This is a genomic window from Qipengyuania sp. NPDC077563, assembly GCF_044901345.1.
GTDB lineage: Bacteria > Pseudomonadota > Alphaproteobacteria > Sphingomonadales > Sphingomonadaceae > Qipengyuania > Qipengyuania aestuarii.
On sequence record NZ_JBJDPC010000001.1, the window covers coordinates 225783 to 249557 of the forward strand.

The 23775-nt window shown below is 55.2% G+C and carries 24 protein-coding genes and 2 tRNA genes; 13 read left to right on the top strand and 13 right to left on the bottom strand.

Annotated elements, in window-relative coordinates; translation table 11 throughout:
- Positions 1–24: 24 nt before the first annotated feature.
- A complete protein-coding gene (locus ACI2I1_RS01125; protein ID WP_221543087.1) occupies positions 25–417 on the top strand; it encodes a hypothetical protein in 393 nt (130 codons plus the stop codon).
- 17 nt (positions 418–434) lie between these two features.
- Here ACI2I1_RS01125 and ACI2I1_RS01130 read toward each other — a convergent pair whose 3' ends face one another.
- Positions 435–1322, bottom strand: coding sequence for a fructose bisphosphate aldolase (locus ACI2I1_RS01130; protein WP_404677566.1), 888 nt, complete (start codon positions 1320–1322; stop codon positions 435–437).
- 17 nt (positions 1323–1339) lie between these two features.
- Between ACI2I1_RS01130 and ACI2I1_RS01135 the strand changes: the two genes are divergently transcribed.
- A complete protein-coding gene (locus ACI2I1_RS01135; RefSeq protein ID WP_404677567.1) occupies positions 1340–2218 on the top strand; it encodes a flavodoxin family protein in 879 nt (292 codons plus the stop codon).
- Here ACI2I1_RS01135 and ACI2I1_RS01140 read toward each other — a convergent pair whose 3' ends face one another.
- From ACI2I1_RS01140 to tkt, 4 genes are read right to left on the bottom strand one after another with little or no spacing between them, the layout of a single operon-like run.
- A complete protein-coding gene (locus tag ACI2I1_RS01140; RefSeq protein ID WP_404677568.1) occupies positions 2219–2677 on the bottom strand; it encodes a PaaI family thioesterase in 459 nt (152 codons plus the stop codon). It lies immediately after the preceding gene.
- Complete coding sequence (locus tag ACI2I1_RS01145; protein ID WP_404677569.1) at positions 2674–3873, bottom strand: phosphoglycerate kinase; 1200 nt, start codon at positions 3871–3873, stop codon at positions 2674–2676. Before ACI2I1_RS01145 ends, ACI2I1_RS01140 begins: the two co-directional genes overlap by 4 nt.
- Positions 3874–3887: 14 nt before the next feature.
- A complete protein-coding gene (gene gap, locus ACI2I1_RS01150; protein ID WP_221543083.1) occupies positions 3888–4895 on the bottom strand; it encodes a type I glyceraldehyde-3-phosphate dehydrogenase in 1008 nt (335 codons plus the stop codon).
- 15 nt (positions 4896–4910) lie between these two features.
- Complete coding sequence (gene tkt, locus ACI2I1_RS01155; RefSeq protein WP_404677570.1) at positions 4911–6902, bottom strand: transketolase; 1992 nt, start codon at positions 6900–6902, stop codon at positions 4911–4913.
- A gap of 181 nt (positions 6903–7083) precedes the next feature.
- Between tkt and ACI2I1_RS01160 the strand changes: the two genes are divergently transcribed.
- The 5 genes from ACI2I1_RS01160 (at position 7084) to ACI2I1_RS01180 (ending at position 9456) form a co-directional block, all read left to right on the top strand.
- Positions 7084–7266, top strand: a complete 183-nt coding sequence (locus ACI2I1_RS01160; protein ID WP_404677571.1) for a hypothetical protein — start codon at positions 7084–7086, stop codon at positions 7264–7266.
- Complete coding sequence (locus ACI2I1_RS01165; protein ID WP_404677572.1) at positions 7263–7580, top strand: cell division protein ZapA; 318 nt, start codon at positions 7263–7265, stop codon at positions 7578–7580. The genes ACI2I1_RS01160 and ACI2I1_RS01165 overlap by 4 nt, the downstream gene beginning before the upstream one ends.
- Positions 7581–7852: 272 nt before the next feature.
- The gene (locus tag ACI2I1_RS01170) at positions 7853–8425 is read left to right on the top strand and encodes a 5-formyltetrahydrofolate cyclo-ligase (protein WP_404677573.1); all 573 of its coding nucleotides are present in this window, start codon (positions 7853–7855) and stop codon (positions 8423–8425) included.
- The gene (locus ACI2I1_RS01175) at positions 8422–8637 is read left to right on the top strand and encodes a DUF2842 domain-containing protein (protein ID WP_221543078.1); all 216 of its coding nucleotides are present in this window, start codon (positions 8422–8424) and stop codon (positions 8635–8637) included. Before ACI2I1_RS01170 ends, ACI2I1_RS01175 begins: the two co-directional genes overlap by 4 nt.
- Before the next feature lie 36 nt (positions 8638–8673).
- Entirely contained in the window at positions 8674–9456 is a 783-nt protein-coding gene (locus ACI2I1_RS01180) for a DNA-formamidopyrimidine glycosylase family protein (RefSeq protein ID WP_404677574.1), read from the top strand.
- Between the two features lie 15 nt (positions 9457–9471).
- Here the strand turns inward: ACI2I1_RS01180 and ACI2I1_RS01185 are convergent.
- From ACI2I1_RS01185 to thyA, 5 genes are all read right to left on the bottom strand, one after another.
- A tRNA-Asp gene (locus tag ACI2I1_RS01185) sits at positions 9472–9548 on the bottom strand.
- A 358-nt stretch (positions 9549–9906) separates the two neighbouring features.
- A complete protein-coding gene (locus tag ACI2I1_RS01190; protein ID WP_404677575.1) occupies positions 9907–11226 on the bottom strand; it encodes a dihydrolipoamide acetyltransferase family protein in 1320 nt (439 codons plus the stop codon).
- A gap of 5 nt (positions 11227–11231) precedes the next feature.
- Complete coding sequence (locus ACI2I1_RS01195; RefSeq protein WP_404677576.1) at positions 11232–12293, bottom strand: alpha-ketoacid dehydrogenase subunit beta; 1062 nt, start codon at positions 12291–12293, stop codon at positions 11232–11234.
- Positions 12290–13609 (bottom strand): 3-methyl-2-oxobutanoate dehydrogenase (2-methylpropanoyl-transferring) subunit alpha, encoded by a 1320-nt coding sequence (locus ACI2I1_RS01200; protein ID WP_404677577.1) that lies wholly within the window; start codon positions 13607–13609, stop codon positions 12290–12292. Before ACI2I1_RS01200 ends, ACI2I1_RS01195 begins: the two co-directional genes overlap by 4 nt.
- A gap of 90 nt (positions 13610–13699) precedes the next feature.
- Entirely contained in the window at positions 13700–14647 is a 948-nt protein-coding gene (gene thyA, locus ACI2I1_RS01205) for a thymidylate synthase (protein ID WP_404677578.1), read from the bottom strand.
- 129 nt (positions 14648–14776) lie between these two features.
- On the opposite strand from thyA, the gene ACI2I1_RS01210 reads away from it, so the two are divergent.
- From ACI2I1_RS01210 to ACI2I1_RS01225, 4 genes are all read left to right on the top strand, one after another.
- Positions 14777–14853: transfer RNA gene (locus tag ACI2I1_RS01210), tRNA-Pro, on the top strand.
- A gap of 108 nt (positions 14854–14961) precedes the next feature.
- Complete coding sequence (locus ACI2I1_RS01215) at positions 14962–15732, top strand: hypothetical protein (protein ID WP_404677579.1); 771 nt, start codon at positions 14962–14964, stop codon at positions 15730–15732.
- A gap of 117 nt (positions 15733–15849) precedes the next feature.
- Complete coding sequence (locus tag ACI2I1_RS01220) at positions 15850–16281, top strand: hypothetical protein (RefSeq protein ID WP_404677580.1); 432 nt, start codon at positions 15850–15852, stop codon at positions 16279–16281.
- Entirely contained in the window at positions 16278–17027 is a 750-nt protein-coding gene (locus tag ACI2I1_RS01225; RefSeq protein WP_404677581.1) for a hypothetical protein, read from the top strand. Before ACI2I1_RS01220 ends, ACI2I1_RS01225 begins: the two co-directional genes overlap by 4 nt.
- Before the next feature lie 712 nt (positions 17028–17739).
- On the opposite strand, the gene ACI2I1_RS01230 is transcribed toward ACI2I1_RS01225, so the two are convergent.
- From ACI2I1_RS01230 to ACI2I1_RS01240, 3 genes are read right to left on the bottom strand one after another with little or no spacing between them, the layout of a single operon-like run.
- Positions 17740–18762: a RimK family alpha-L-glutamate ligase gene (locus ACI2I1_RS01230; protein ID WP_404677582.1), complete on the bottom strand. Its 1023-nt coding sequence runs from the start codon at positions 18760–18762 to the stop codon at positions 17740–17742.
- A gap of 33 nt (positions 18763–18795) precedes the next feature.
- Positions 18796–19950 carry a CapA family protein gene (locus tag ACI2I1_RS01235; RefSeq protein WP_404677583.1) on the bottom strand — a complete coding sequence of 385 codons (1155 nt, stop codon included), beginning with the start codon at positions 19948–19950 and terminating at the stop codon, positions 18796–18798.
- 13 nt (positions 19951–19963) lie between these two features.
- Positions 19964–21265, bottom strand: coding sequence for an oligosaccharide flippase family protein (locus tag ACI2I1_RS01240; protein WP_404677584.1), 1302 nt, complete (start codon positions 21263–21265; stop codon positions 19964–19966).
- Between the two features lie 892 nt (positions 21266–22157).
- Between ACI2I1_RS01240 and ACI2I1_RS01245 the strand changes: the two genes are divergently transcribed.
- Together ACI2I1_RS01245 and ACI2I1_RS01250 are read left to right on the top strand one after the other, a co-directional pair.
- Entirely contained in the window at positions 22158–22742 is a 585-nt protein-coding gene (locus ACI2I1_RS01245; protein WP_404677585.1) for a hypothetical protein, read from the top strand.
- On the top strand, positions 22727–23770 hold the full coding sequence (locus ACI2I1_RS01250) for a hypothetical protein (protein ID WP_404677586.1): 1044 nt from the start codon (positions 22727–22729) through the stop codon (positions 23768–23770). Before ACI2I1_RS01245 ends, ACI2I1_RS01250 begins: the two co-directional genes overlap by 16 nt.
- Positions 23771–23775: the final 5 nt, after the last annotated feature.

The following is a 23775-nucleotide window of genomic DNA, read 5'->3' on the forward strand; positions in this document are numbered from 1 at the left end:
AGAAGGCAGGCCTAAGAGACTGGCATGATCAGACCTTTAGCCCTCGCGGTTTTCGCTCTCCCCCTCGCTTCCTGCGCGATCATTCCTGACACACCGCGCGTCGGCCAAGAGGCAGCGGCGCAGGGCACGCCAGTAAAAATAGGACAATCAGTATGGGCGGGCGACGCGATCCTGACCCCGCTCGCCGTGACCGAGGACAGTCGCTGCCCGCAGAATGCCCGGTGTGTCCGCGCGGGCGAACTCAAAGTTTCGACGCGCATCACGTCAACTCACTGGGCCCAGACGGCCGAGATGACCTTGGGCAAACCCCATGAGATTTTGGGTCGCACCTATACGCTCGTGTCCGGTCTGCCGGAAAAGCAGGCCGAGCGCGAGACCGATGCAGGCGACTATAGCTTCGTATACGAGCGGCGATGACGCCGCTCGTATTGAGGTCAAGCTACGCTGGCAGCATGAATTTGGTCGATTGCGCCTGAAAGCGTTCCGTCGAATTCAGCATCGCTTTGCTGCTTGCGGAGATCCTGAAGAAGCCCGCGGCTGAAACTGGCAATCATGCCGGGATTTTCGGCCAGCTTCTCACAAGCTTCCTCGGTCGAATAGCCACCGGAGAGCGCAACCACACGCAAGACTTTCGGGTGCTTCACCAGATCGGCATAGAGCCCCGCATCCTTTGGAATGGAAAGTTTGAGCATGACCTGCTGATCATCGGGAAGCGCGTCCAAGCCTTCGAGAATGGCATCCAGCATGATCTTTTCGCCTTTGGCCCGATCCGTTGCGGTAATATCGTATTCCGGCTCCAGCATGGGAACCAGGCCACTGGCCAAAATGCGCGCGCCCTCGGCAAATTGCTGACGCACTGCTTCCTTGATTCCGACAGGGTTCGCAGATTTGATGACGCTACGCATTTTGGTGCCGAAGACGCCAAGATCTTTTGCGCGCTTGCACAAGTCTTCCAGATTTGGATTGGCCTTCATCAACTGCGCCCCATCGCGCTCATCCTCAAGTCCCTTGTCGACTTTAAGAAAGGGCACGATCCCGCGTTCCTTCAACCGAGCGGGGACGCTCTTGCCGCCGCTCTCGCCGTCCATGGTTTTTTCGAACAGGATTGCACCGATTACCTTCCCATTTCCGAAACAAGGGCTCTCAATGATGCGCTGACGCATCTCGTGGATCAGGCCGAACATCTCATCGTCGCCGTTCCAGGCGCCTTCCTCTACGCCGTAGCCGCGCAGCGCCTTCGGGGTTGACCCGCCGGACTGATCGAGCGCCGCGATGAAGCCTTGGCCGGACGCAATACGCTCGCGCATTTCATCGAAAGTCATGTGAGAATCCCTATAGCATGAAACTAAGTGTGCATTCGTATGCGCCGCTCATACAAAACCGCCTTCGCAGCTGCAACAGGCCGTTGGTAACTTATCGCTTCCTGCATCGTATCCTAACTGAGAACGAGGAAAGACGTATGTTAGATAAAACCCAGCAAAAGCTCTGCGACGAGAATGCAACCGATTTCTCCGACCTTAGAGCGCTGACGATCAATTGCACACTCAAGCCAGCACCGCAGGGCTCGCACACTGCCAACCTCCTGGGCGTCGTTGAAACGATCCTAGTCGAAAATAGAGTGTCGTTGGAGCAAATCAGGCTGGTCGACCACGACGTCGCGCCAGGCGTCTATCCGGACATGACCGAACACGGGGTTAAAAGCGACCAGTGGCCGGATATCTGGCGGAAGGTTGAAGCAGCCGACATCCTAGTCATTGGAACGCCGATCTGGCTCGGCGAAAAATCGAGTGTCTGCCAACGCCTGATAGAGCGCCTTTATGGCCATTCAGGACAGACGAACGGTCAGGGCCAATATGTGTTTTATGGCAAGGTGGGCGGCTGCATCGTGACCGGCAACGAGGATGGGATAAAGCATGTTGGAATGGGGGTGCTCTATTCCCTTCAGCACGTGGGTTATACCATTCCTCCCCAAGCAGATGCAGGCTGGATAGGAGAAGCCGGGCCTGGCCCAAGCTACGGCGATTCACAGGAAGGCAAAGCGGGCTATGTTGGTTTCGACAACGATTTCACGCGGCGGAATACCACTTTCATGACTTGGAATCTCATGCACATGGCGCGCATGCTGAAGGATGCCGGTGGAATCCCCGCGTGGGGTAATTCGGTCGATTTATGGCAGGAAGGCCGCCGTTTCGATGCACCCAATCCGGAATATCGCTGATCATTCCCGGCGATTAATCTTCCGGATAATTCCATTGAAGCTGAGTACAGGTCTGTCGTCCGCAGTAATTTTACCGACGACGTAAATTGTTTTTCCGCCGGCGCGAACGACTTCGCCTCGCGCTTCGATAAGCTGGCCGCAGCGCGCCGGATCGAGAAAGTCACCCGCCAGATGCATGGTAACGCCGTGCGAGCCTGCCAGAGCATCGGTCGCGATGGTGAACAGCGCACTGTCAGCGAATGTCATCAGGCAGCCACCATGCATGAAACCGGCCCCATTCATATGGCGCTCTTCAGCCCGGAAAGCAGAAATATACGATCCGTCCGCGTCACGGCGCTCGTAGAACGGGCCCGCGCGCTGTTCGAACGCATCTCCGCTCCACGCTGACCAACCCGCGAATTCGCCCTCCGTGACCGGCGTCATTCCACCACCGGAGCCAACCGCTTCGTTTTCGCTCATTTGGTCAGTGCTGCCACGCCCGGAAGCTCCTTGCCTTCCATCCATTCTAGAAAGGCGCCACCCGCAGTGGAGACGAAAGTGAAGTCATCCTTTACGCCGGCATGCGCCAAAGCAGCAACCGTGTCCCCGCCGCCTGCGACCGAGATGAGCGAACCGTCCTGAGTCAGCGCAGCAGCGGTCTTAGCCAGAGCGACTGTGGCCGTATCAAAGGGCTCTGTTTCAAAAGCGCCCATCGGGCCGTTCCAAACGAGAGTGCGGCAGGTCTTGAGAACATCGCCCAAAGCTTGAACTGCCAAAGGGCCGACATCGAGGATCATCTCATCCTCGGCTACTTCGTGGACGTTGCATGTCCGCAGGGAGGCTGGATTGGCAGCAAATTCCTTTGCGACAACGACATCGTAAGGCAGGTGCACAGTGCAACCGGCATGATCTGCGTGATCCATGATGCGGTTTGCCGTGCCTGTGAGGTCGTGCTCGCAAAGCGACTTGCCAACATTCACGCCGCGCGCAGCGAGGAATGTGTTGGCCATCCCTCCCCCGATGATCAGGTGCTGTACCTTGCCAACCAGATTCTCGAGCACGTCCAGCTTGGTCGACACCTTGGCCCCGCCGACAACAGATGCGACCGGCTGCTCCGGACTGCCGAGCGCAGCATCCAGAGCCTTGAGTTCCGCCTCCATTGCGCGGCCGGCATAAGCTGGAAGAAGACGCGCCAATCCCTCTGTTGATGCATGCGCGCGGTGCGCAGCGGAGAAAGCATCGTTCACGTAGAAGTCACCATGGGCCGCAATGCCCTTGGCAAATTCTGGATCGTTGGCTTCCTCGCCGGGCCAGAAACGAATATTGTCGAGCAGGCCGATATCACCGTTGGACAGGATACCGACGCTCTGTTCGACGACAGGCCCCATGACCTCGGGAATGAACATGATCTCGCGGTCCAGCACCCGCTCGATATCGCCCTGCACCATGCTTGTGCTCATGGTCGAATGGCGCTGGCCTTTCGGACGACCGAAATGAGCGAGAAGAAGGACTTTCGCGCCCTTGTCAGCAAGTTCAAGTATGGTCGGCATCGCAGCTTCGACCCGTGTGACATCGCTGGCGCGCCCTTCCTGCATCGGAAGGTTCAAATCGACGCGCACGAGCGCAACCTTGCCGGTTACCTCGCCGAGGTCATCCAGAGTCTTGAAGCTGCTCATTTCCTGGGCTTTCCTTAGAGGAACTTGGCCATGACGCCGGCGGTGTCGATCATGCGATTGGAGAAACCCCATTCGTTGTCGTACCAGCTGACGACGCGGGCAAGCTTGCCTTCCATCACGCTGGTTTCGAGGCTGTCGATGGTCGAGCTAGCCGGATAGTGGTTGAAGTCGCTGCTCACGAGCGGCTGATCCGTATAGTCCAGCACGCCCTTCATCTTGCCTTCTGCAGCTTCCTTCAGTGCCGCGTTCAGTTCCTCGGCGCTGGTATCGCGGCCGGGCGTGAAGACGAGGTCGACCAGGCTCACATTGGGTGTAGGGACGCGGACCGAAGAACCGTCGAGCTTACCTGCCAGTTCAGGCAGGACAAGGCCGACTGCACGAGCAGCGCCGGTTGTGGTTGGGATCATGTTCTGCGCACCACCGCGCGCCCGGCGCATGTCGCCATGCATCTGGTCGAGCATCCGCTGGTCGTTGGTGTAGCTGTGGATCGTGGTCATGAAGCCGCGCTCGATCCCGACCGTGTCGTGAAGGACCTTGGCCATGGGCGAAAGGCAGTTGGTCGTGCAGCTGGCATTCGAAACGATGACGTCATCGGCAGTCAGCGTTTCATGGTTCACGCCATAGACGATCGTGGCCGAGACGTTCTTTGCAGGTGCGGAGATCAGCACGCGCTTCGCGCCTGCCTTGAGATGCGGTTCGGCCTGTTCATGACTCTGGAAGAAGCCCGTGCATTCAAGCACGATATCGATGCCCATTTCTCCGTGCGGCAGATTGCCCGGATCGCGTTCGCTGGTGACCTTGATCGACTTGCCGTTGACGACAATCGCATCGCCATCCACCTCGACCGTGCCCGGGAAGCGGCCATGCGTACTGTCATATTGGAACAGCAAGGCGTTCGACTTGGTATCGGCAAGATCGTTGATCGAGACCAAATCGAGATCATGATCGTCACGCTCCAGAATGGCGCGTGCCACGAGGCGTCCGATACGTCCAAAACCGTTGATTGCAACCTTGGTAGCCATGCGAAAAGCTCCTGCTTAAGCGTTCAGTTTGTTCATGATTTGCGGCACGATCGCGTCCGCCGTGATACCGAATTTCTCGAAAAGATCCTCTGCGGGAGCAGAAGCCCCAAACCTGTCGATGCCAATGTTGAGACCATTTGCCATCGTATAGCGTTCCCAGCCAAAGGTAGTCCCGGCCTCGATGCTAACGCGCAGGATTTCGGCGGGATCAACGTTAGGGAGAATGTCGCCCTTATACGCATCATCCTGCTCGTCGAAAAGCTGTGTGCAGACCATCGACACCACGTCGGTGCCCACGCCCTGCTTTTCCAAGACTTCGGCACACTCAAGCGCGACATGCACTTCGGAGCCAGTAGCGATGAGGATTACCCGGCGCTTGTTCCCCGCCTTCTTGAGACGATACGCGCCCTTCGACGCCATGTCCGTTTCGTCCGGCGCGTTGCGTACTTGGGGAAGGTTCTGGCGGCTCAGCGCCAGCACTGTCGGGCGATCCTTGTTGCGCAACGCAATTTCCCAGCATTCGGCCGTCTCGACTGCATCGGCAGGGCGCATGACCAAAAGGTTTGGAATCATCCGCAAGCTTTGGACATGCTCGATCGGTTGATGGGTCGGTCCGTCTTCCCCCAGTCCGATACTGTCGTGCGTCATCACATATATCGCCCGCGCCTGCTGCAGCGCGGAAAGCCTGATTGCTCCGCGACAATAATCGGTGAAGACGAGGAAAGTACCGCCGTATGGGATTACGCCTCCGTGAAGCGCCATGCCGTTCATGGCCGCCGCCATCCCGAATTCACGGATGCCGTAATAGATATAGCGACCCGAATAATCGTCTGCAGTGAAGGGCCCGATCCCTCCCGCTTTGGTGTTGTTCGAGCCGGTGAGATCGGCGCTTCCGCCCATGGTCTCACTCAGGCGACCATTGATCTGTTCTAACGCCATTTCGCTTGCCTTGCGGGTCGCGACCTTCACCGGCTCACTCATCAACGACTGGATATAATCGTCGAGGTTGAAGTTCGTTGGTAAATCGCCCGCCATCCGGCGTTCGAATTCGTGCCGCTTTCCGTGTTCTGAAAGACGGCTCTTCCATTCGGTGTGATCGGTCTCGCAGCGGGCCGCCGTGTCACGCCAGTCGGACAGGACCGCCTCAGGGATCTCGAACGGCTTATAATTCCAACCGAGTTCGTCGCGCGCTGCGGATATCTCATCATCGCCAAGCGGGGCGCCGTGCGTTGCGCTGGTCCCCTGCTTGTTGGGCGCACCTTTCCCGATGACGGTTCGGCAGGCGACCAGCGATGGACGCTCTTCGGCCTGCGCTTCGCTCAGGGCACGGCGAACATCGTCGAAATCGTGCCCGTTGCAACTTACGACATGCCAACCCGTCGCTTCATAGCGAGACTTAATGTCCTCGCTGGTCGAAAGGCCGGTGGAACCGTCGATGGTAATCTGGTTGTCGTCCCACAGGACGTTCATCCGACCCAGCTTCAAATGCCCGGCGAGGCCGATAGCTTCGTGATTGATGCCTTCCATTAGGCAGCCGTCACCAGCGATAACCCAGGTACGGTGATCGACGAGTTCGTCGCCGAAATCGGCGTTGAGCTTGCGCTCGGCTATGGCCATGCCGACTGCCATAGCGAGCCCCTGTCCCAAGGGACCTGTGGTGCATTCGATCCCATCGATAAGGAAGTTTTCCGGATGCCCGGCGCAAGGGCTGCCAAGCTGACGGAAGTTACGAATATCTTCCATGGTCGGATGGGCATAGCCTGAAAGGTGAAGCAGACTGTAGATGAGCATCGAGCCGTGGCCGGCGGACAAGACAAAGCGGTCACGGTCGGCCCAAGCTGGATCGGCAGGATCATGCTTGAGAAATTCGCTCCAAAGCACGGTAGCCACATCGGCCATACCCATAGGCATTCCTGGGTGCCCCGAATTTGCAGCCTGTACCGCATCCATGGAAAGTGCCCTGATGGCATTGGCCATCTGGACCATGCGAGCGGTGTCGAGACTCATAGGGTAGGTTCTCCGGCAAATATGTGGGCGATTCGACGCGCGCGCACCCATCGCGAAAGGGTCGCGGCAGGTCAACCCGAAGGCCATTAAGGACGATACGCCATGATGGCTTGGAAGAGTTATCAACAGGAGCCACCAAGCCTTTGCCATAGCCCATGAATATCGTTAATTCGGGCCCACCATGAGCGAGCAACGCATCAACGGCGCTATCGACAGGATCGAGAGAGCGCTCATCAGGATCGAAGTACAAGCAAGTCGGGCACGCGCCTCGGAAGAACTCTTGGAAAATCACGAGAAGTTGAAATCGCGTGTTGCTGCCAGTCTTGCACAGCTCGATGGCTTGATCGAAAGCCTCGAGAAATGAGCGACGTCAGGCTCGAAGTCGGAGGGCGTCGTTACACGATCGCCTGTGCTGACGGCCAGGAAGACAGCGTCCGCCATCTGGCCAGCATGGTTGATGCCAAATTGGCTCAAATGGGCACCAACCTTTCAAATAACGAAGCCAAAAATCTACTTTTCGCGGCCATTCTCCTTGCCGATGAACTGGACGAAGCCAACAAGCGAGTTGCGGCCCCTGCCCCGCCACCCAAAGTGGAAATCGACATTTCTTTGGTCGCCGAAAAACTGGAAAGCTTGGCCGCCACATTGGAAAATGCAGCATCGAGACTTGAGGGCTGATCACAGCAACCCTAAATAGGCGTTGGCGGGGCTGCCCGGCACGAGCCGCATGAACATCCCTGAGGCTATAAGCAATCCTAGGGAGCTGTCCCTACCGGACTGGCGGGTTCGTCCTGGCATTCTGGATATACGGCGCCCACCTGACGTGAAGGCGTCAGAGGATTTTCCGGCACCGACCCATGGTGGTCCCGTCACTCATTAACGAAACACCCCCGTAGCCCCTAGCGGGGTATCCTAGGGGCAGCGATCTTCCCGTTCCATAGAGGCTCCATTTGACCAAGGACGAACTTCGCAAGCGGCTACGCCAGATCCGCCGCGACCATGTGGTTGCACTGCCAGACGCCGTTCGTGCACTAGTCTTTCACCGGCCGCCGGGTCCTCTGCTTGACCACATCGCAGAAGGCGCCGTGATCGGTCTGTATCGCGCAAACCCGTTCGAAGCACCGGCTACGTCTTACGCGAAGTTTTTCCTGGAACGCGGCCACGAGATTGCCTTGCCCCGTTTTTGCGAGCAGAATTCCACCATGGAATTCGCACGGCATTCCGATCCCTTTGATGAGGAGGATCTCGAAGTAGGACCGTTTGGCTTGCTGCAACCTTTTGCCGATGCGCCGGCCTTGATACCTGATATTCTCTTCGTGCCTCTTTTGGGCTTCACCGAATCCGGCGACCGCCTTGGCCAAGGTGGCGGTCATTACGATCGGTGGCTTGCCGCGCACACCGGCACCAGACCAATCGGCATGGCGTGGGATTGTCAGCTGACTGAAAATCTTCCGACTCAAGCACATGATCAGCCTTTAAAGGCCGTAGTCACGCCCACCCGCCTCTTCGGTCCCTTCGCATGAGAACCGAACCGACTTGGCGCATCCCGGTGGGGCTGCTCGCTCTTCTTTTGGCTCTCATCGTCTACGGTATAGTCATTGCACGGTACCTTCCCGCACTGATCGGGACATGGCCCGCCTTGGCTCAGACCATCGTTTATCTTGCGCTTGGACTGGTCTGGTTGCTGCCGCTTGGCCGCTTCCTGAAATGGATGGAGACCGGCAACTGGCGGTAATCGGAACCGCTGGCGCATCGGTACCGTTTCGGCATCATGCCCGAGTTACCCGAAAACGAAGCCCAACGCCTTGAACTTGAGCGCGAGTGCCTCAACCGCACGATCGAGGCGATCGAGCTTGGCGACGACACGTCCTATATCGAGCTCCCCGGAGACAATGAGCGAGCGAAGCTCATCGGGCACCAGTTTACCGAGACCCGAAGGCATGGCAAAAATATCTTCGCAGGATCGAAAACCGGTCGGTGGATGACAGTGCATCTCGGCATGACTGGTCGACTTGTACCTTTCAATGCTCCCGAAGATCCACCTGATCACACCAAGCTGCTGATCAGCTTCGAAGGAGACCGCAGGCTCGCCTTCCGCTGTCCACGCAAATTGGGCCATGTGCGGGTCATCGAAAGCCCAGAAGGTTACATCGCTCAGGAAGAATTGGGCAGCGATGCGTTGTCGATCGATAAGGATGAATTTCTGGAAGTATTCGGGAGCACACGAAGCGCCGTCAAGTCTGCGCTCATGAAACAGCAGAAAATGGCTGGGGTCGGCAATTTGTGGTCCGACGAAACTCTATTTCAGGCTGGAATCCATCCGGAGGCCCGGACCGATGAATTGGGCGAGGAAAAATTAGTGAAAATCTTCACCATCATGCGCAGCGTTCTCCAAGCCGTGGTGAAGGTCGAAGCCGACTACAAACAACTGGATGAGAAATGGCTCATCCGGCATCGTTCAGAAGATGCGGACTGCCCACGCTGTGAAGGTACAATACGAAAAAAGAAGGTAGGCGGAAGAACCGCCTACTTCTGCGAAAAACATCAAAAGTAAGAAAATATCCCAAGGTGGCGCGAGTGACGGGACTCGAACCCGCGACCCTCGGCGTGACAGGCCGATACTCTAACCAACTGAGCTACACCCGCGCATTCTACGCTGCAGCGCCCCTTGGGAGACGCGCATCTAGGGGAGCCTCTGATTCCTGTCAACGCTATTTCCGACCAATATTTCGCACTTTTTTCAACGGCACCTTAAGCATCTGTTTTCCTATCCTTTTTTACCATTTTGGGAGCCCAAATGGCGACGGAGAGGCCAAAGCTGAATGGTGTGCTTTTGACGCTCGCGTACGCTGTTTCAGGTCGTGCAACGAAAAGCGGGCGCTCTTTTCTCGACAGGCAGTTCAACCGGCCTACATGGGCCAATTCAATCGTTCCGCGTGCCCCCCCCCCCGGACGATAAAAAAAACTCCCGCCGAAGCGGGAGTTTCACAATCCGATGGGATGATCAATCGACCAAGATCAGCGCTGGCTTCTCCAAGAGCTTTTTAAGCGCCTGGACGAAGCTCGCCGCGTCCCAGCCATCGACGACTCTGTGATCGCAGCTGATCGAAATATTCATGAGCTTGCGCTTCTCGATACGCTCGACGCCATCCGGCCCTGTCACATACATGGGACGCTCGATGATCCGGTTAGGCCCGATGATCGCGACCTCCGGACGGTTGATCACAGGCGTGGTGGCAACGCCTCCAAGCGGACCGAGAGAAGTGACCGTCAGTGTGCCGCCTTCCATATCATCCTTCTTGGCCGTACCGTTTCGCGCTGCATCCGCCAGCCGCGCTATCTCGTTAGCGAGCTGCCAAAGGTTCTTTGCGTGTGCGTTCTTTATGACCGGCACCATCAATCCGGCATCGGTCTGCGCTGCCATACCCATGTTTACTGCACCATGACGCGTGACCACTCCGGCCTCGTCGTCGTAGCGTGCGTTGATCATCGGGAAATCGGGCAAGGTTTTGCAGATCGCGGTGATCAGTAATGGTAGAATGGTAAGCTTAGGCTTCTCCCCGCGCGCGTCATTCAGTTGCGCCCGAAGGATTTCGAGATCGGTGACATCGCATTCCTCGACGTATGAGAAATGTGGGATGTTGCGCTTCGAAGCGGCCATGTTTTCGGCAATGCGGCGACGCATGCCGATGACCTTCTTCTCCTCGTCCTCACGGGTTTTTGCAGCCGCGCCATAGCCCGAATTGTAGGAGAGGAACTGATCGAGATCACCGTGGCGGATGCGGCCTTCCTCGGATGGCTTGACCTGCGCAAGATCGACCCCAAGGTCCTTGGCGCGCTTGCGCACCGCGGGTGTGGCGAGAACCTTGGACGAAGGCGCAGGAGCAGGTTCTGGCTCGGGAGCTGGAGTCGGCGCAGGTGCAGGAGGTGGACTTGGGTCAGCAGCCATCGCATCGTCTGCATCGCTGGCGTCCGAGTTCTCGACTTCGATGCGCTCTTCGACTTCATCTGCTTTTGGTGATGGTGCTGGGGCCGCTTCAGCAGCAGCGTCATTTTCCTCGGCCACATCCTCGGGCACTTCGCCCTCGACCTCGATCACGACCAGCATCGAACCGATCGAGACCATATCACCTTCTTCGCCGGCGATCTCGAGAATCTTGCCATCGACCGGGCTTTCCATTGGCACGGTGGCCTTGTCGGTCATCATGTCGACGAATTCTTCGTCTTCCTTGACCATGTCGCCGACCTTCTTGTGCCACTGGACGATTTCCGCCTCGGCGATGCCTTCGCCGATATCCGGCATGTTGAATACAAATTTCGCCATGGGAATCAGTCCTTGAGGATTTTGTCGAGAGCCTCGCCGATGCGGATCGGGCCAGGGAAATAGGCCCATTCGAGACTATGAGGATAGGGTGTGTCGAAGCCGGTCACGCGTTCGACCGGGGCTTCGAGATGATAGAAGCAGCGTTCGGTGACAAGCGCGGACAGTTCCGCGCCAAAACCTGCAGTCCGCGTGGCTTCGTGTACGATCAGGCAACGGCCGGTTTTCTTGACTGACTCTTCGATCGTCTCGATGTCGACCGGCACGATGGTACGCAGGTCGACGATGTCGGCCTCAACGCCCTTCTCTCGGCAGACCGCTTCGACCACATGGACCATTGTGCCATAGGCTAAGATAGTCAGCTGGTCGCCCGTTGTCGCATAACGTGCCTTGCCGAGCGGGATTTCATAATGGCCTTCGGGCACCAGACTTTCGTCGAAGCGCTTCCACGGCTCCACCGGCTTATCATAATAGCCGGAAAACGGCCCATTATAGATCCGCTTCGGCTCGAAGAAAATAACGGGGTCATTGTCCTCGATGGCGCTGATCAGCAAGCCTTTGGCGTCATAAGGCGTTGCCGGAATGACCGTCTTCAAGCCCGAGACGTGAGCGAAGATCGCTTCAGGGCTCTGGCTGTGCGTCTGGCCGCCGAAGATGCCTCCACCGAAGGGGCTACGCACGGTGATCGGCGCGGTGTATTCCGCGGCCGAACGATAACGCAGCCGCGCAGCTTCCGAAATGAGCTGGTCGAGACCAGGATAGATATAATCGGCGAACTGGATTTCCGGAACCGGACGTAGGCCATAGGCCCCCATCCCCACGGCAGCTGCGATGATACCGCATTCGGAAATGGGCGTGTCGAACACACGCGTCTTGCCGTATTTTTCCTGCAGGCCGGCGGTGCAGCGGAAGACGCCGCCGAAATAGCCCACATCCTCACCCATGATGACGATATTTTCGTCACGGTTCATCGACACGTCGAGTGCATCATTAATCGCCTCAATCATGTTGAGGCGGCGTTCTGCTGGCGCTTCGCTATCCGGCGCAATCTTGGTCTGGGTCTCGCTCATGCGCCCTTCCCTTCGTTCGGCAAGCCTTCCGGAAACTTGGTTTCGCGTTCATGGATCGCTTGGTCGGCTTGCTCTCTGAGATGCCAAGGCAACTCTTCGAATACGTCTTCAAACATCGTGCGGAACGGATGATGTAGGCCATGGCCCAAGATGCCGTTGGCTTCGGCTTCCTTGGTGGTCTTCTTGACGTGCTCAGCGGCTTCGAGGTCCATCTTTTCTTGCCGCTCCTCATCCCATTCGCCGATCTCGATAAGATGGTTCTTGAGACGCATGACGGGATCGCCCAACGGCCATTCGTCACGCTCCTGCGCACTACGATAGCCGCTCGGATCGTCCGAAGTCGAATGCCCCTCGGCGCGGTAGCTGAAGAATTCAATCAGTGTCGGCCCCGCATTCGCGCGGGCGCGGTTGGCGGCCCACTGCTCTGCCGCATAACAGGCAAGCGGATCGTTGCCATCGACGCGCAGCGATGCGATCCCGTAACCCACACCACGCGCGGCGAAGGTGGCACGCTCAGCCCCCGCAAAACCGCTGAAGCTGGAAATCGCCCACTGGTTGTTCACCACGTTGAGGATGACTGGCGCGTTATAAACTGTGGCGAACAGGCAGGCTGAGTGGAAGTCGCCTTCCGCAGTGCTGCCCTCGCCCACCCAGGTCGCCGCGATCCGACTATCGCCCTTGATCGCGCTCGCCATCGCCCAGCCCACCGCCTGCGGGGTCTGTGTGGCGAGGTTGCCCGAGATGGTGAAGAAGCTGTGCTCCTTGCTGGAGTACATGATCGGCAGCTGGCGGCCTTTGAGCTTGTCACCCCGGTTTGAGTAGATCTGGTTGATCATCTCGATCATCGGATAGCCGCGCTGGATCAAGATGCCCTGCTGGCGATAGCTGGGAAACACCATATCATCTGCCGCCAATGCCATGGACGCTGACACACTGGTCGCCTCTTCCCCGGTACACTTCATGTAAAAGCTGGTCTTACCCTGCCGCTGCCCGCGGAACATGCGCTCGTCGAATGCGCGCGTCATGGCCATGTGGCCGAGCATGGAGCGCAGCGTTTCCGGATCAAGCTTCGGATCCCAAGGACCATGCGCCTTGTTATCTTCGCCCAGCACACGGATCAGGCCATGCGCAAAATCGAGCATGTCCTTGGGGTCAGTGATTTCATCTGGACGCGGTTGAGCGCCCGCTTCCGGTACTTCAATATGCGAGAAATCGACCGCATCGCCAGGTCGGAACTTCGGCTCAGGTACATGGAGCGAAAGTCGGGGCCGATTATCTCCGGCACCAGCCACTCCGTCTTGGGGCCTATCGGCCATAGAATCGTCTCCCAGACGCAATCTTACTCTTCGGCGTTATTTTATTTCACAACCAAGGAAGGGTCAAGAGATGCCTTCTAGCACCCAATCCTAAACGGCGACCGGAGCCTTGATAGGGTCGTGAGGATTGTAATCCTTCACTACAAAATCCTCTATTTTGTAATCGAAAATCGTGGCCGGACGCCGCGTAATCTCGAGCAATGGAACCCCTTGAGGCTCCCTTGAAAGCTGCTCGCTGACAAGCTTCTCGTGATTGAGATAAAGATGTGTGTCGCCACCCATCCAGACAAATTCGCCGGGCTGCATGTCGACCTGCTGAGCAATCATTTTCAGCAGAAGCGCGCCAGACCAGAGGTTGAACGGCAGACCAAGCGCAACATCGCAGCTACGCTGGTAAAGAATGCCGTTCAGATACGGCTTGCCATCGGGACAGGTGGAAACATGGTATTGATAGGTCTTATGGCAGGGTGGCAGCGCCATTTGCCGAACCTCTGCTACATTCCATCCCTCGATAATATGACGACGGCTACCGGGGTTGGAGCGAAGGCTCTCGATCACCTCGGCAACTTGGTTGATGCCGCAGCCCTTGCGAAACAACCCGCCCTTTACCGGCTGATAGGTTGGCCAATCGACCCACTGCTTTCCGTAAACGGGCCCAAGGTCGCCCCACTCCTCTGCAAAGGCCTCATCATCTGCTATACGGGCGACAAACTGTTCAAGAGAAATGGCCTCGCCAGACTGCTCGACATAGCGCGCGTGCGGCCACTCGTTCCAGATTTTCACTCCCTGCAACACGAGAGGGCGAATGTTGGTGTTGCCGGTCAGAAACCATAACAATTCCCGCGTCGCCGTTTTCCAGTAGACCCGCTTCGTCGTTATCAAAGGCATCGCCCCGTCGCAGAGGTCAAATCGCAATGTCGCGCCGAAAACAGACCGGGTACCGATGCCCGTACGATCAACGCGCTCGTCTCCCTCGAGCCATACCTGGCGCATGAGGTCGAGATACTGCTGTTCGAAATGGGATTTGGTATTGGACATGGGGCACTCGCTTTACGCGTTGGAGCCATAGGCATAAAAACCTGCAAAAGCGCGCTTGCGTGTTGCACAATCCACACCTATAGGGCGCGCCTGCCTCGCGGGGACCACCGGTTCCCGCACGCATCCGGTCGGGGAGTAGCTCAGCCTGGTAGAGCACTGTCTTCGGGAGGCAGGGGCCGGAGGTTCGAATCCTCTCTCCCCGACCACTTTATCGCGCAAAGCCGCAGATTTCCGCCTTTTAGCATGCGTATCCGCACCGTGTTGGACACACAACCAATACACATAGCGGATGCACATGCGGGAAGGTATTATCCATGTGCCGCATCCCTTTCACGATCCGTATCAAGGGTCGCTATGCGTTTCGCCGCCGGGTTCATTTCCGAAATATTATCTCCATGCCGCTAAGCTGGGCATTGCAGACTGCCGACCCGGGCGCCGCGCGTCAGCGCGCAGCGCTCCTGTCGGAGCGGTTCGTAATTGTGAAGGCGGATATAAAAACCATGCTGGAAGCCCAGCGCAATCTGACCGGGCCCGAAACCGAGGCGATCTTCCGCCGGGAGCTCGAACAACAGCTCGGCTCATGGCTGTCAGCCGCCTACGAAGACGCTCCTTGGTCATCCTCGGTTACAGAGGAAGCCGCACGCCACGGCGAGGCGTACCGAAAGCTCCGCTTGCCTGACCCGCGTTACGATATGGATCCATTCGAAGTCGCGAGGCTCGATGCCGCCCGCTCGACGAGAGGCGAAAACGGCCTGACTCCTGAATGGGCGCGCCCTGTGGTCGATCAGATTCGCGAGGCTTTATCCGACGAATATGTGAGCGATGCCTTGAAAGCGATTGGCGCGACGCCAAGCGAGCCCAACATCGCCGCCGCACGAACACATTTGATCCGGGCCGGCGCGTCGGCCTGCGCGCGAGCGCAACGTGTCTTCGACGACGATGTTCTCGATGCTGCCGATCCCATGCGGGCGATGACGGCGGATCTTGGCGAAATTTCTCCGGCAGTGACGGCGTTGTTAGCCAGGGACGAGGGCATTGATCTTCCGGGCGCACCAACAAACCCGCCCTCGCCTGCCTCGAAATAGGAATGCCCGTTCGCGATCTACGACAACCGCCGGTTCAGCGAGATTATCGAAGACGTCCTGATTGAGCTCAACCAGGACAGGGTCTGGAAAGGTAACCTTAAACAGCAGCGCCGGATCATGCAGTCCTTCGCCTGGATTACCAGCGACCGCGAGCTCGGCTCCTATGATCATCGCGACGTCGCTCACTTCAAAAACGGGCTCAAGCGCCTGGCTGCCACATTTCGGTTCGGAAATCCGGCCAAGGGGGCCGTGTCTAGGCCCTTCGCGGAAGTGATCGATGAAATCGATCCCATAACTCCGGCCACCGCAAGAAACCTGAAGACGGTCAATAGCGACCTCAGCACCATGAGCACGGTCGCCAAGCATCTGGCACTCACTTCGTGGAAGCCGCGTATCCATAACACCCTGACCATGGATTTCGCTGGTGCGACTGTCACAATACAAGAAGACAAAAATACTGAGCTACGCCCCCGTGGAAAAAGGAGGAGTTGGAATGCCTGTTCCGCTCGCCGCTCTATCAAGGGGGAGGAGCCGGCAAGAACCGGTTGAAGGCTGGCAGCGTCACACCGAAAGTTTGGCACGATGCGGCTTACTGGGCTCCGCTGATCTGGTATTACACCCATGCGTGCCGGGGAGAGATTTGCAGTCTCGAAGTGGCTGACGTCTTCGTCGACCACCCCGTTCCCCACATCTTCATCCGCGAAAATTTCCCCCGCGGGAGGGATGGCGAGAAGGCCGGCGAAAAACGGATCGTGCGTCGGCGCAAATTACCTCTTCACGGCGAAATCATTCGGCTCGGTTTCCTTGAATACGTGGCCGCAATCAAAGCTGAAGGCCACATCGCGCTCTTCCCCGAACTTGACCTGTTCGACAGCAAACGCGGCGGCACTCAATTCTATGATCGCGCCTGGCGGCACATGGTTCAATGGATTACCGACCGGATGGACGTCGAGGTGAATGAAAAGGGGAAAGGGCCCGATATCCATTCCATTCGCGCCCTCAGCTCATCGTTCTATGAAGTCGACGGGGTCAACGAAATAATGCGCGCCGACATCATGGGACATGCCCGGTCCGGTACCAATGCGAAGCACTATTCGAAGCGGATCAAGACCGAGGGTCTTGAGGTCGTGCTACGCGAACACCTGGAATTCATTGGTAGATATGTCCCGACGATCACATCGCATCTCGCCCCTTCCCCCATTCGCCTGCTTCCGATTGAAGAGCGCTCGAGGGTAGGTTCAGGCCGTCATCGGCGCATTAGATCTGATCTTGGCGTTCCAAAGAACGTGCGCTGAGTCCATACCCGCCAAACCAGCGCACGAGCAGTTAAACACTCAGACGAGCCAACGATTTTGGTTGTACAGTCAGGGCGTTCTCCGCTGGCCCGACTACTTTCTCGAACGTGTTTAAGGCAGGGATTTAAGCAGACAGTCGAAGCCCTCGTACCGCGTTGATTACCCTGTCGCAACATCCGACCCGGCTGTTCTCGCTAGTCGCCGCAAGGATCTCAGGCAGCTCGGTTGATAAGCTAGAACGCTCAGCACGCTGCCCGAGCGTCAAATCGTGCCGATCTTACGAAAGCAGCGAGCATAACACGTAGAAATGCTTAGCTTTTTCAACTGCACGATAACGAGAATGCATCCTTTGTCTCCGATAAGAGCAGACATGCGATTGTGTTCGAAAAACGTGGGGACTGATCAAATTGGCTCACCCGTCCGTAGCCTGAAGGATGACATGGTCCCAAGCCAACGCTTCATTGGTGGGCGCATGTAATAGATTTTAGTGCCGCAGCATGTTTTGCTGGGGGGAACGGTAAAGCGATTGATGATCTCGACGAAATGGACCATCACCTTCTCTTTTCGGTTTCTTCGATCAAATTCAGCGTGACTCGCTCCGCCCCCTGACGATCCGAGGGAAACAAAAATGCGGCATGTCTACGAGCGCTCAAGTTTAACTCAACCTTCCGTTTTAATTCTAACCAAGCCTCTGGTATAGTTGGTGAGAATTTTAGGTATTATAGTCGCATTCTTCTAACAAGTCTCGGATTATAAACTCTTCTGGCCGAAATTTTCCGGGAACCCATGAAAGATCCGATCGCCAGTAGCCTGGACACAGGAGGTATCCTTGCAGCGAAAATCCGTAACTAAGTTCTACAATCTTCCAAGTACCTCCAATTTGCACGAAATCGAAAGCGCAAGATTGTGATGAAATTTGCGAGGCTGTTTCGAATGCCAGTTCTATACATTGTTTAGGTATCTGGTTTTTATCGTAAATGATTTTTCCGCTGCCTGACGCTCTGAAATCGCCATCTCTAACCATCCGCTTAATTCCGAAGGCCCTCTGACCAATCACTATTATTCGAATGTCGTAATAGTTATCAGGAATATAATCTTGGAAGTAAACATAGCCCTTCTCCGGCAACTGATATCTATAAGCCTGATGGGGAACAATCACACGTCCAATTCCTCGCATGATACCGGCTATATTTTTGACAGACGGCTTTGCCCTTGCTAATCTCAACTTCTCCGACAGCGTGAATAATCTTGAAGTATGCCAGCCGCTCTGAAAAGACTTTTGGATGATTTTACGCGCCCTGCGCTTGGTTTTGACCAAATGCACATTTCGCGAGCCCGCGCCGCCCCTGAGCTTCCAAACCAGAGGCATTTTAGCTGTCTTTAACCAATCTAGGGCAGTGCTTGGGTCGTAGAAGACTGACGTCGGGATAAAGGGTGCGTGAACGGCTTCCAGCAAATACTTCTGACCGACTTTGTCATCAAAGTGCCAGCAAGTTTCTATGCTTGGAAAAACCACGAGCCCCATCGCTTGAACGGAAGCTATTAATTGACGGGCAAAGATCGTTGCCGCAAAGTCATTATGGGACCAATGCCATAGTAACGCCTTACAATCGCTTACCTCCTCGACAATATTGGGAGAGAAGCAATCAACTTCTTTAAATGGTATTCCCTTTTCAAGACAGTATGCCACCCATCCCGCGGCAAAAGGTCCAGTTTTTGTATGTATCGCCAGCAATTTAATATTACCTCATTGATAAACAATTACGATCTAATTAAGCTGTCTCGAAAGAGCGTCGATTATAACTTCCCTGTGGGAATCACATCGCAGCAAATTAAGGCGGTTCAAACGCCTTGATTCTGGGAATAATAATTTTCGTAGGAACTTGAGCCTTAGCAACCGGCGCAAACCTGGAAAGCGAATGGGCGAAATTAGATTTAGGAGCATAGGCACCTGCCTTTCGCTAACGAACTCATGCCAGTGTGCGAGCCATTTCTGTGGCAGATTTTCGAGTTCGTCGCGCATCGCTTCAATTCGAGCGATGAATGACAACCGTTCTTGGCCGGTAAGAAGGTTAAGGCCGCCGGCCCCTACCGACTGAGTATAAGGTACGATCTCGAGTTCGGCCCGCAAGCGCTCGTCATTATCGAAATTTAAAATAACCTTAGCAAAGTAGCCCTCATTCCACCCCGGCGGCGGCCGAACGTGATCAAATATGAGGTTTCCTAAACCGTACACTATCGGTCGGCCGTTAAAAATCTCATATCCACCGGGAACATGCGAATGGTGACCAATCACCGCATCAGCACCCATTTCTATGAAGAACTGGCACATTCTTCTTAAACCGGGTCGTGGGAAAGGGAAGAACTCATTTCCGCCGTGGAAATATACGATTACGGCGTCTGCCGTCTCTTTTTCCTTTCGCACAATCAAACTCGTTTGGATTGGATCTAGAATCGCGGCCCCGGCGCACTGACCTTCATCAACATTAAACTCTTTCTCAGCAGCTGAAATCAGCGAGACATTTTTTCCTTTCACAACCAACCGCAATGGAAGCTCCGCCTCTTCGCGGTTTAATCCAGCTCCGACGTGCGCTATCTGCCTCTGATCGAGAAGGCTCATCGTTGAGGACAAACCCGGCGATCCGTAATCGAAAATATGATTATTGGCGAGAGATACGGCGCCTATGTTAGCTCCGACCAGCGCGTCGATAGCAAGTATATCAGATCGCATGCTGGGGCCCGACTTCAAAATAGGGACATAACCCTTACAAATTGGGGCCTCAAGATTACAGATGGCGAGATCGGCTGACCTCAACAGTTCCTCCGCTGAGCCAAATATCGAACGTTTTTTCGATTTGATTAGCGAAATATACCTTTCGTTCGGGGCAAAATCGCCTCCAAATAAAAGCTCAATCGAGTTCATTCTGCTCACCTAACTACACATTCAATTTGCGATCAAATTTTTTCGTAACGTAAAAAAAGGTAACTATGTTAAGAGCTATCATTATAGCGCTGCAAATTGAGTAACTTGCAATGGCCATGAGCGCACTACCAGATAAATACCAGACTACCCAGACACTAAATACTCGGAATATGAACAGGCCAATATTGAATGTCATCGCTAAACCTTGCCTACCGATCACCGCAGCAACCTTGGCACTAGGGATATTTGCAATCATCATGGCAATCCAGATCGACATCCATTGAGCGTACGCGCCAGCTTCACGCCACTCTTCTCCAAAGAAAAACGCGAAGATTGTAGGCGAAAACCAGGCAGCGCCTATGATGGCAGGACTAAACGACAGCAACACTAGAGTGGATTTTTTAAATGCGGATATTAAAGTTCCAGCGCCCCGTCCCGATTCCGCGAATTTAACATACAGGACGTTTCCGGAAGCTGTTCCAATTACGTTGGCAGGAAGATTGAGGACACTTCGAGTCAGAACGTAGAGCCCCGCTACTGCAGGCCCATACAGCGCGCCTAACATAATGACCGGTACGGATTGAGAGGCCGAATTTAAGACATCATTCGGCATGCGATATAGCGGAAAGTCCTTAAACCTCTTTAGCAGAAGGAACGCCAGTTTGGGGCGCATCACTGGCTTTGATTGAGTAAGCGACGGAGATTGCCTCGTTAGCAAAGCGGCTTGAAGCGCGGGAGCAAACGTCGTCACTGCCACCAGAATTCCACCAACAGGAGCAAAAATACCTCCAACAACACGCACAAAGTTTGTGAATATTGCCTGGCTAATTGTAATTCTACCTATAATGCGGAATTGCCGTCGGCGCGAAGCTCGTAGCGTCGCAACGTCCTGCAAAGCCGTACATAAAAGAGCCAAAGGCAAGAACCAAATCAAATTGCCTAATTGGTCGGCACCCGCCCATTTGATAAATCCGCTCGGAACCAAAGCGAGCACTGCGCAGAGTGCACCAGCAATCAGCAAGGATACGGCAAGCGATAACGAGGCTAAATTCTCGGCCATGCGTTCATTCTTTGCTATAACCATCGCCATAGGAAGGCGGAGCGCAATGAGCGGAGCGAGAACACTAACCAACGCCAAGAAAACTCCCTGTAGCCCGAATGTAGCAGGGTCGTAAATTCTCGTAATGAGTGGCGAAAACAAAAACGTGACTGCTTGGCCACCCGCCGCCCCTCCCGCCATCGCAAAAATATCGCCGAGAATACGAGACGAAGTGATGGCACGAAATCTGCCGCCAAAAGCGAATTTCCTAGCCATTTAATACCCCTCAATCGACCTAGAGGTTAAACCAATAAACAAAAAGAACCCCCAATAGGGGACAAGAGCAATTATTGAAAATTGTCTGAATATCTTCTTCATATTTGAAATGTTTATTATAACTAGAGGCAGTGAGAGCGCAATGAAGCGAAACATTGGTAACCCAAAATTTCAGGAATCGTTGGGAACACCAATCCAATTATCGCTAAATATGTCGGCCAAGTCACTCTATCAGCGGGCCAAGCTTCGATTACAAATATCCCTCCTATATAAAGCCAGAACATTGTATAGAGCATAGACCTCGCATCCCGATCTTGAATAATTCGCCTAACTCCGACATGATTCAAAAGTACACCTCCAAGAAAAATGGCGGACGCGGCTAAAAGGCCGACACAAACTGGCAAAAGAACACCAAGAGTGACGACGAATAGCAGTTCAAATCGCAATCGATGAACAAAGCTTACCTCGCCGATATTACCGGGCGTTCTTTTTTGTAACACGCGCGACTCTCAATGCAAACCAAAGGCCAGATCAGGCCGCACGCATTTCAACCAATAGATTGGATGATAACGAGCCCCCGGCCAAGGCGGGTGCCCTTCACATTTACGAGTTGTAGGCAGTTTCAGAAATTAAGCGACCAAACCATTGATGCAAAGAGCATGTATAGCCCGAAGGCTCGCATGCCGTTAACGAATTCATACCTAACGATCAAGCGCCCGGACGTCTCTTTGCAAATCTGTGTTCTAACGGAACGGTATGATGTAAAGACTATCCAGTCGCTTACCGTGCGGCACGACAGGCGCATCAATGAACCGCGGTCGAGTTGATCTTCAAATGCACCGCTGCGCGTTGATATAATGAAGGCTTAGCCCTAACCCCTTAGAGTCAAAGCATGAGGATAGATCTTGGCTTCCAAACAAAAAAACATGCCGGGCATTCTCGCGGCGGGCCGAAAGCCGCACTGCGAGGAGACAGGTCAATCGAACTCATGCGTGAAACACTGCACAAATATGCCCCGTACGTACTTATCTTTTTAATTTGCGTCGCCAGCCTGCTCGGTGGAGGATCGCGCGCAGATATCGCTTCTCTCTCGTATCTACGGGCAATTGCAGCAGTAGCAATTGCTGCGGGTTGTTTGATCCTCACACAAAGACAGCTGGCGACGATAAAATGGCCCTTGGCATTGTTAGGCGCAATCGGCGCTCTTTGCTTAATTCAACTCCTTCCGGTTCCACCCGCTTTTTTACCACAGGGTGGGCCGCGGGAAACAATCCTTGAAATGGGTCAACTACTCGGCGACTTTTTATGGCGCCCTATGACTCTTTCCCCAAGCGCCACGGTGAATGCGCTTGGTTCACTGCTGGTGCCCGTGGCAGTTTTAATGTGGCTTGCCATCTCGCAAAGTCGCACGACCGCCCTTCTGACATTGGTCGGGAATGGCGTGATTCTGCCTCTCTTGGATTGCTGCAGCTATTAGCCGATCCACGTAGTGGGCTGTTTTTCTACGATATCACGAGCAATGGCCCTGTAGGGCTGTTCGCCAATCGCAATCACGCGGCGATACTTCTTGCCTGCTGCAGTGTCATAGTGATTTATTTATACCGTGAACTTCGTCTGAAAATCAGACCCGCGCTGCCTTATCTCGCGGCCTTTTTTGCCCTTTGCATTCTAACAAATCCCTCGCCCGCTGGATTACTTGCGCTTGGCATGGCTGCGGTAATTTGTGCTGTCCTACAATTTTCGACGAAGGTGAGGAGCCGGCGGCCGGAACGTGAAGCAAAGCGCCTCCTCCGCGATCGGAAAATCTACGCAAAACTTCGCCTTCTTGCAGCGGAGGGAGAGCAGCGTCACGCCCGGTTTGATGAGCCGATTGAACCGCTATCAGTATATTATGGGAAGCAGAGCAGACCGGCCTCATGGGAGCTTTCTCCCTTCCCCATGGGTAAGCAGGCCAACGGAAGACCTATGCCTCAATGGGAGGACCTGTCTCAGTGGATGAAGGTGAATGTTGCAGTCATCGTGGGGTTTGAGTGGGAACTGCTGACCTTCAACATCAACCTGCATCCAGAGCTAGAAACCGAACTGACGCGACAAGGCAACGTAAGGAAGAAGCTGGCTGAGCGGGTCAGAAAGCATGTGGGACGATCCATCGGATTCAGGCGAGAATACTACTCCGTTCTTGAGGGGCATGCGAAGCTGACCGGAGCGAAAACCCATTTAAACATGCATGGAACTATCGCTATCCGCGCTGGAGATAGCGTGAAAATTCTCATGGCTGCATTGGCGAGAGCGGCTGGTCATGACATCGGGAAACGAAAACGAATACCGCGCGCTGTGCACTCTCAATGGTTCACCGTCATACGGGCCGCATATGCAAACTATCTCTTCAAATTCGCGAGGCGTCGGGATCCGCGTCTCGACGAGAGACGGCTGGTAATGTCACAAGAGATGACGCAAGCAGCCAAAATGTTCTGGAACGATGTTGCGAGACCAGAGCTAAGTTGAATTTT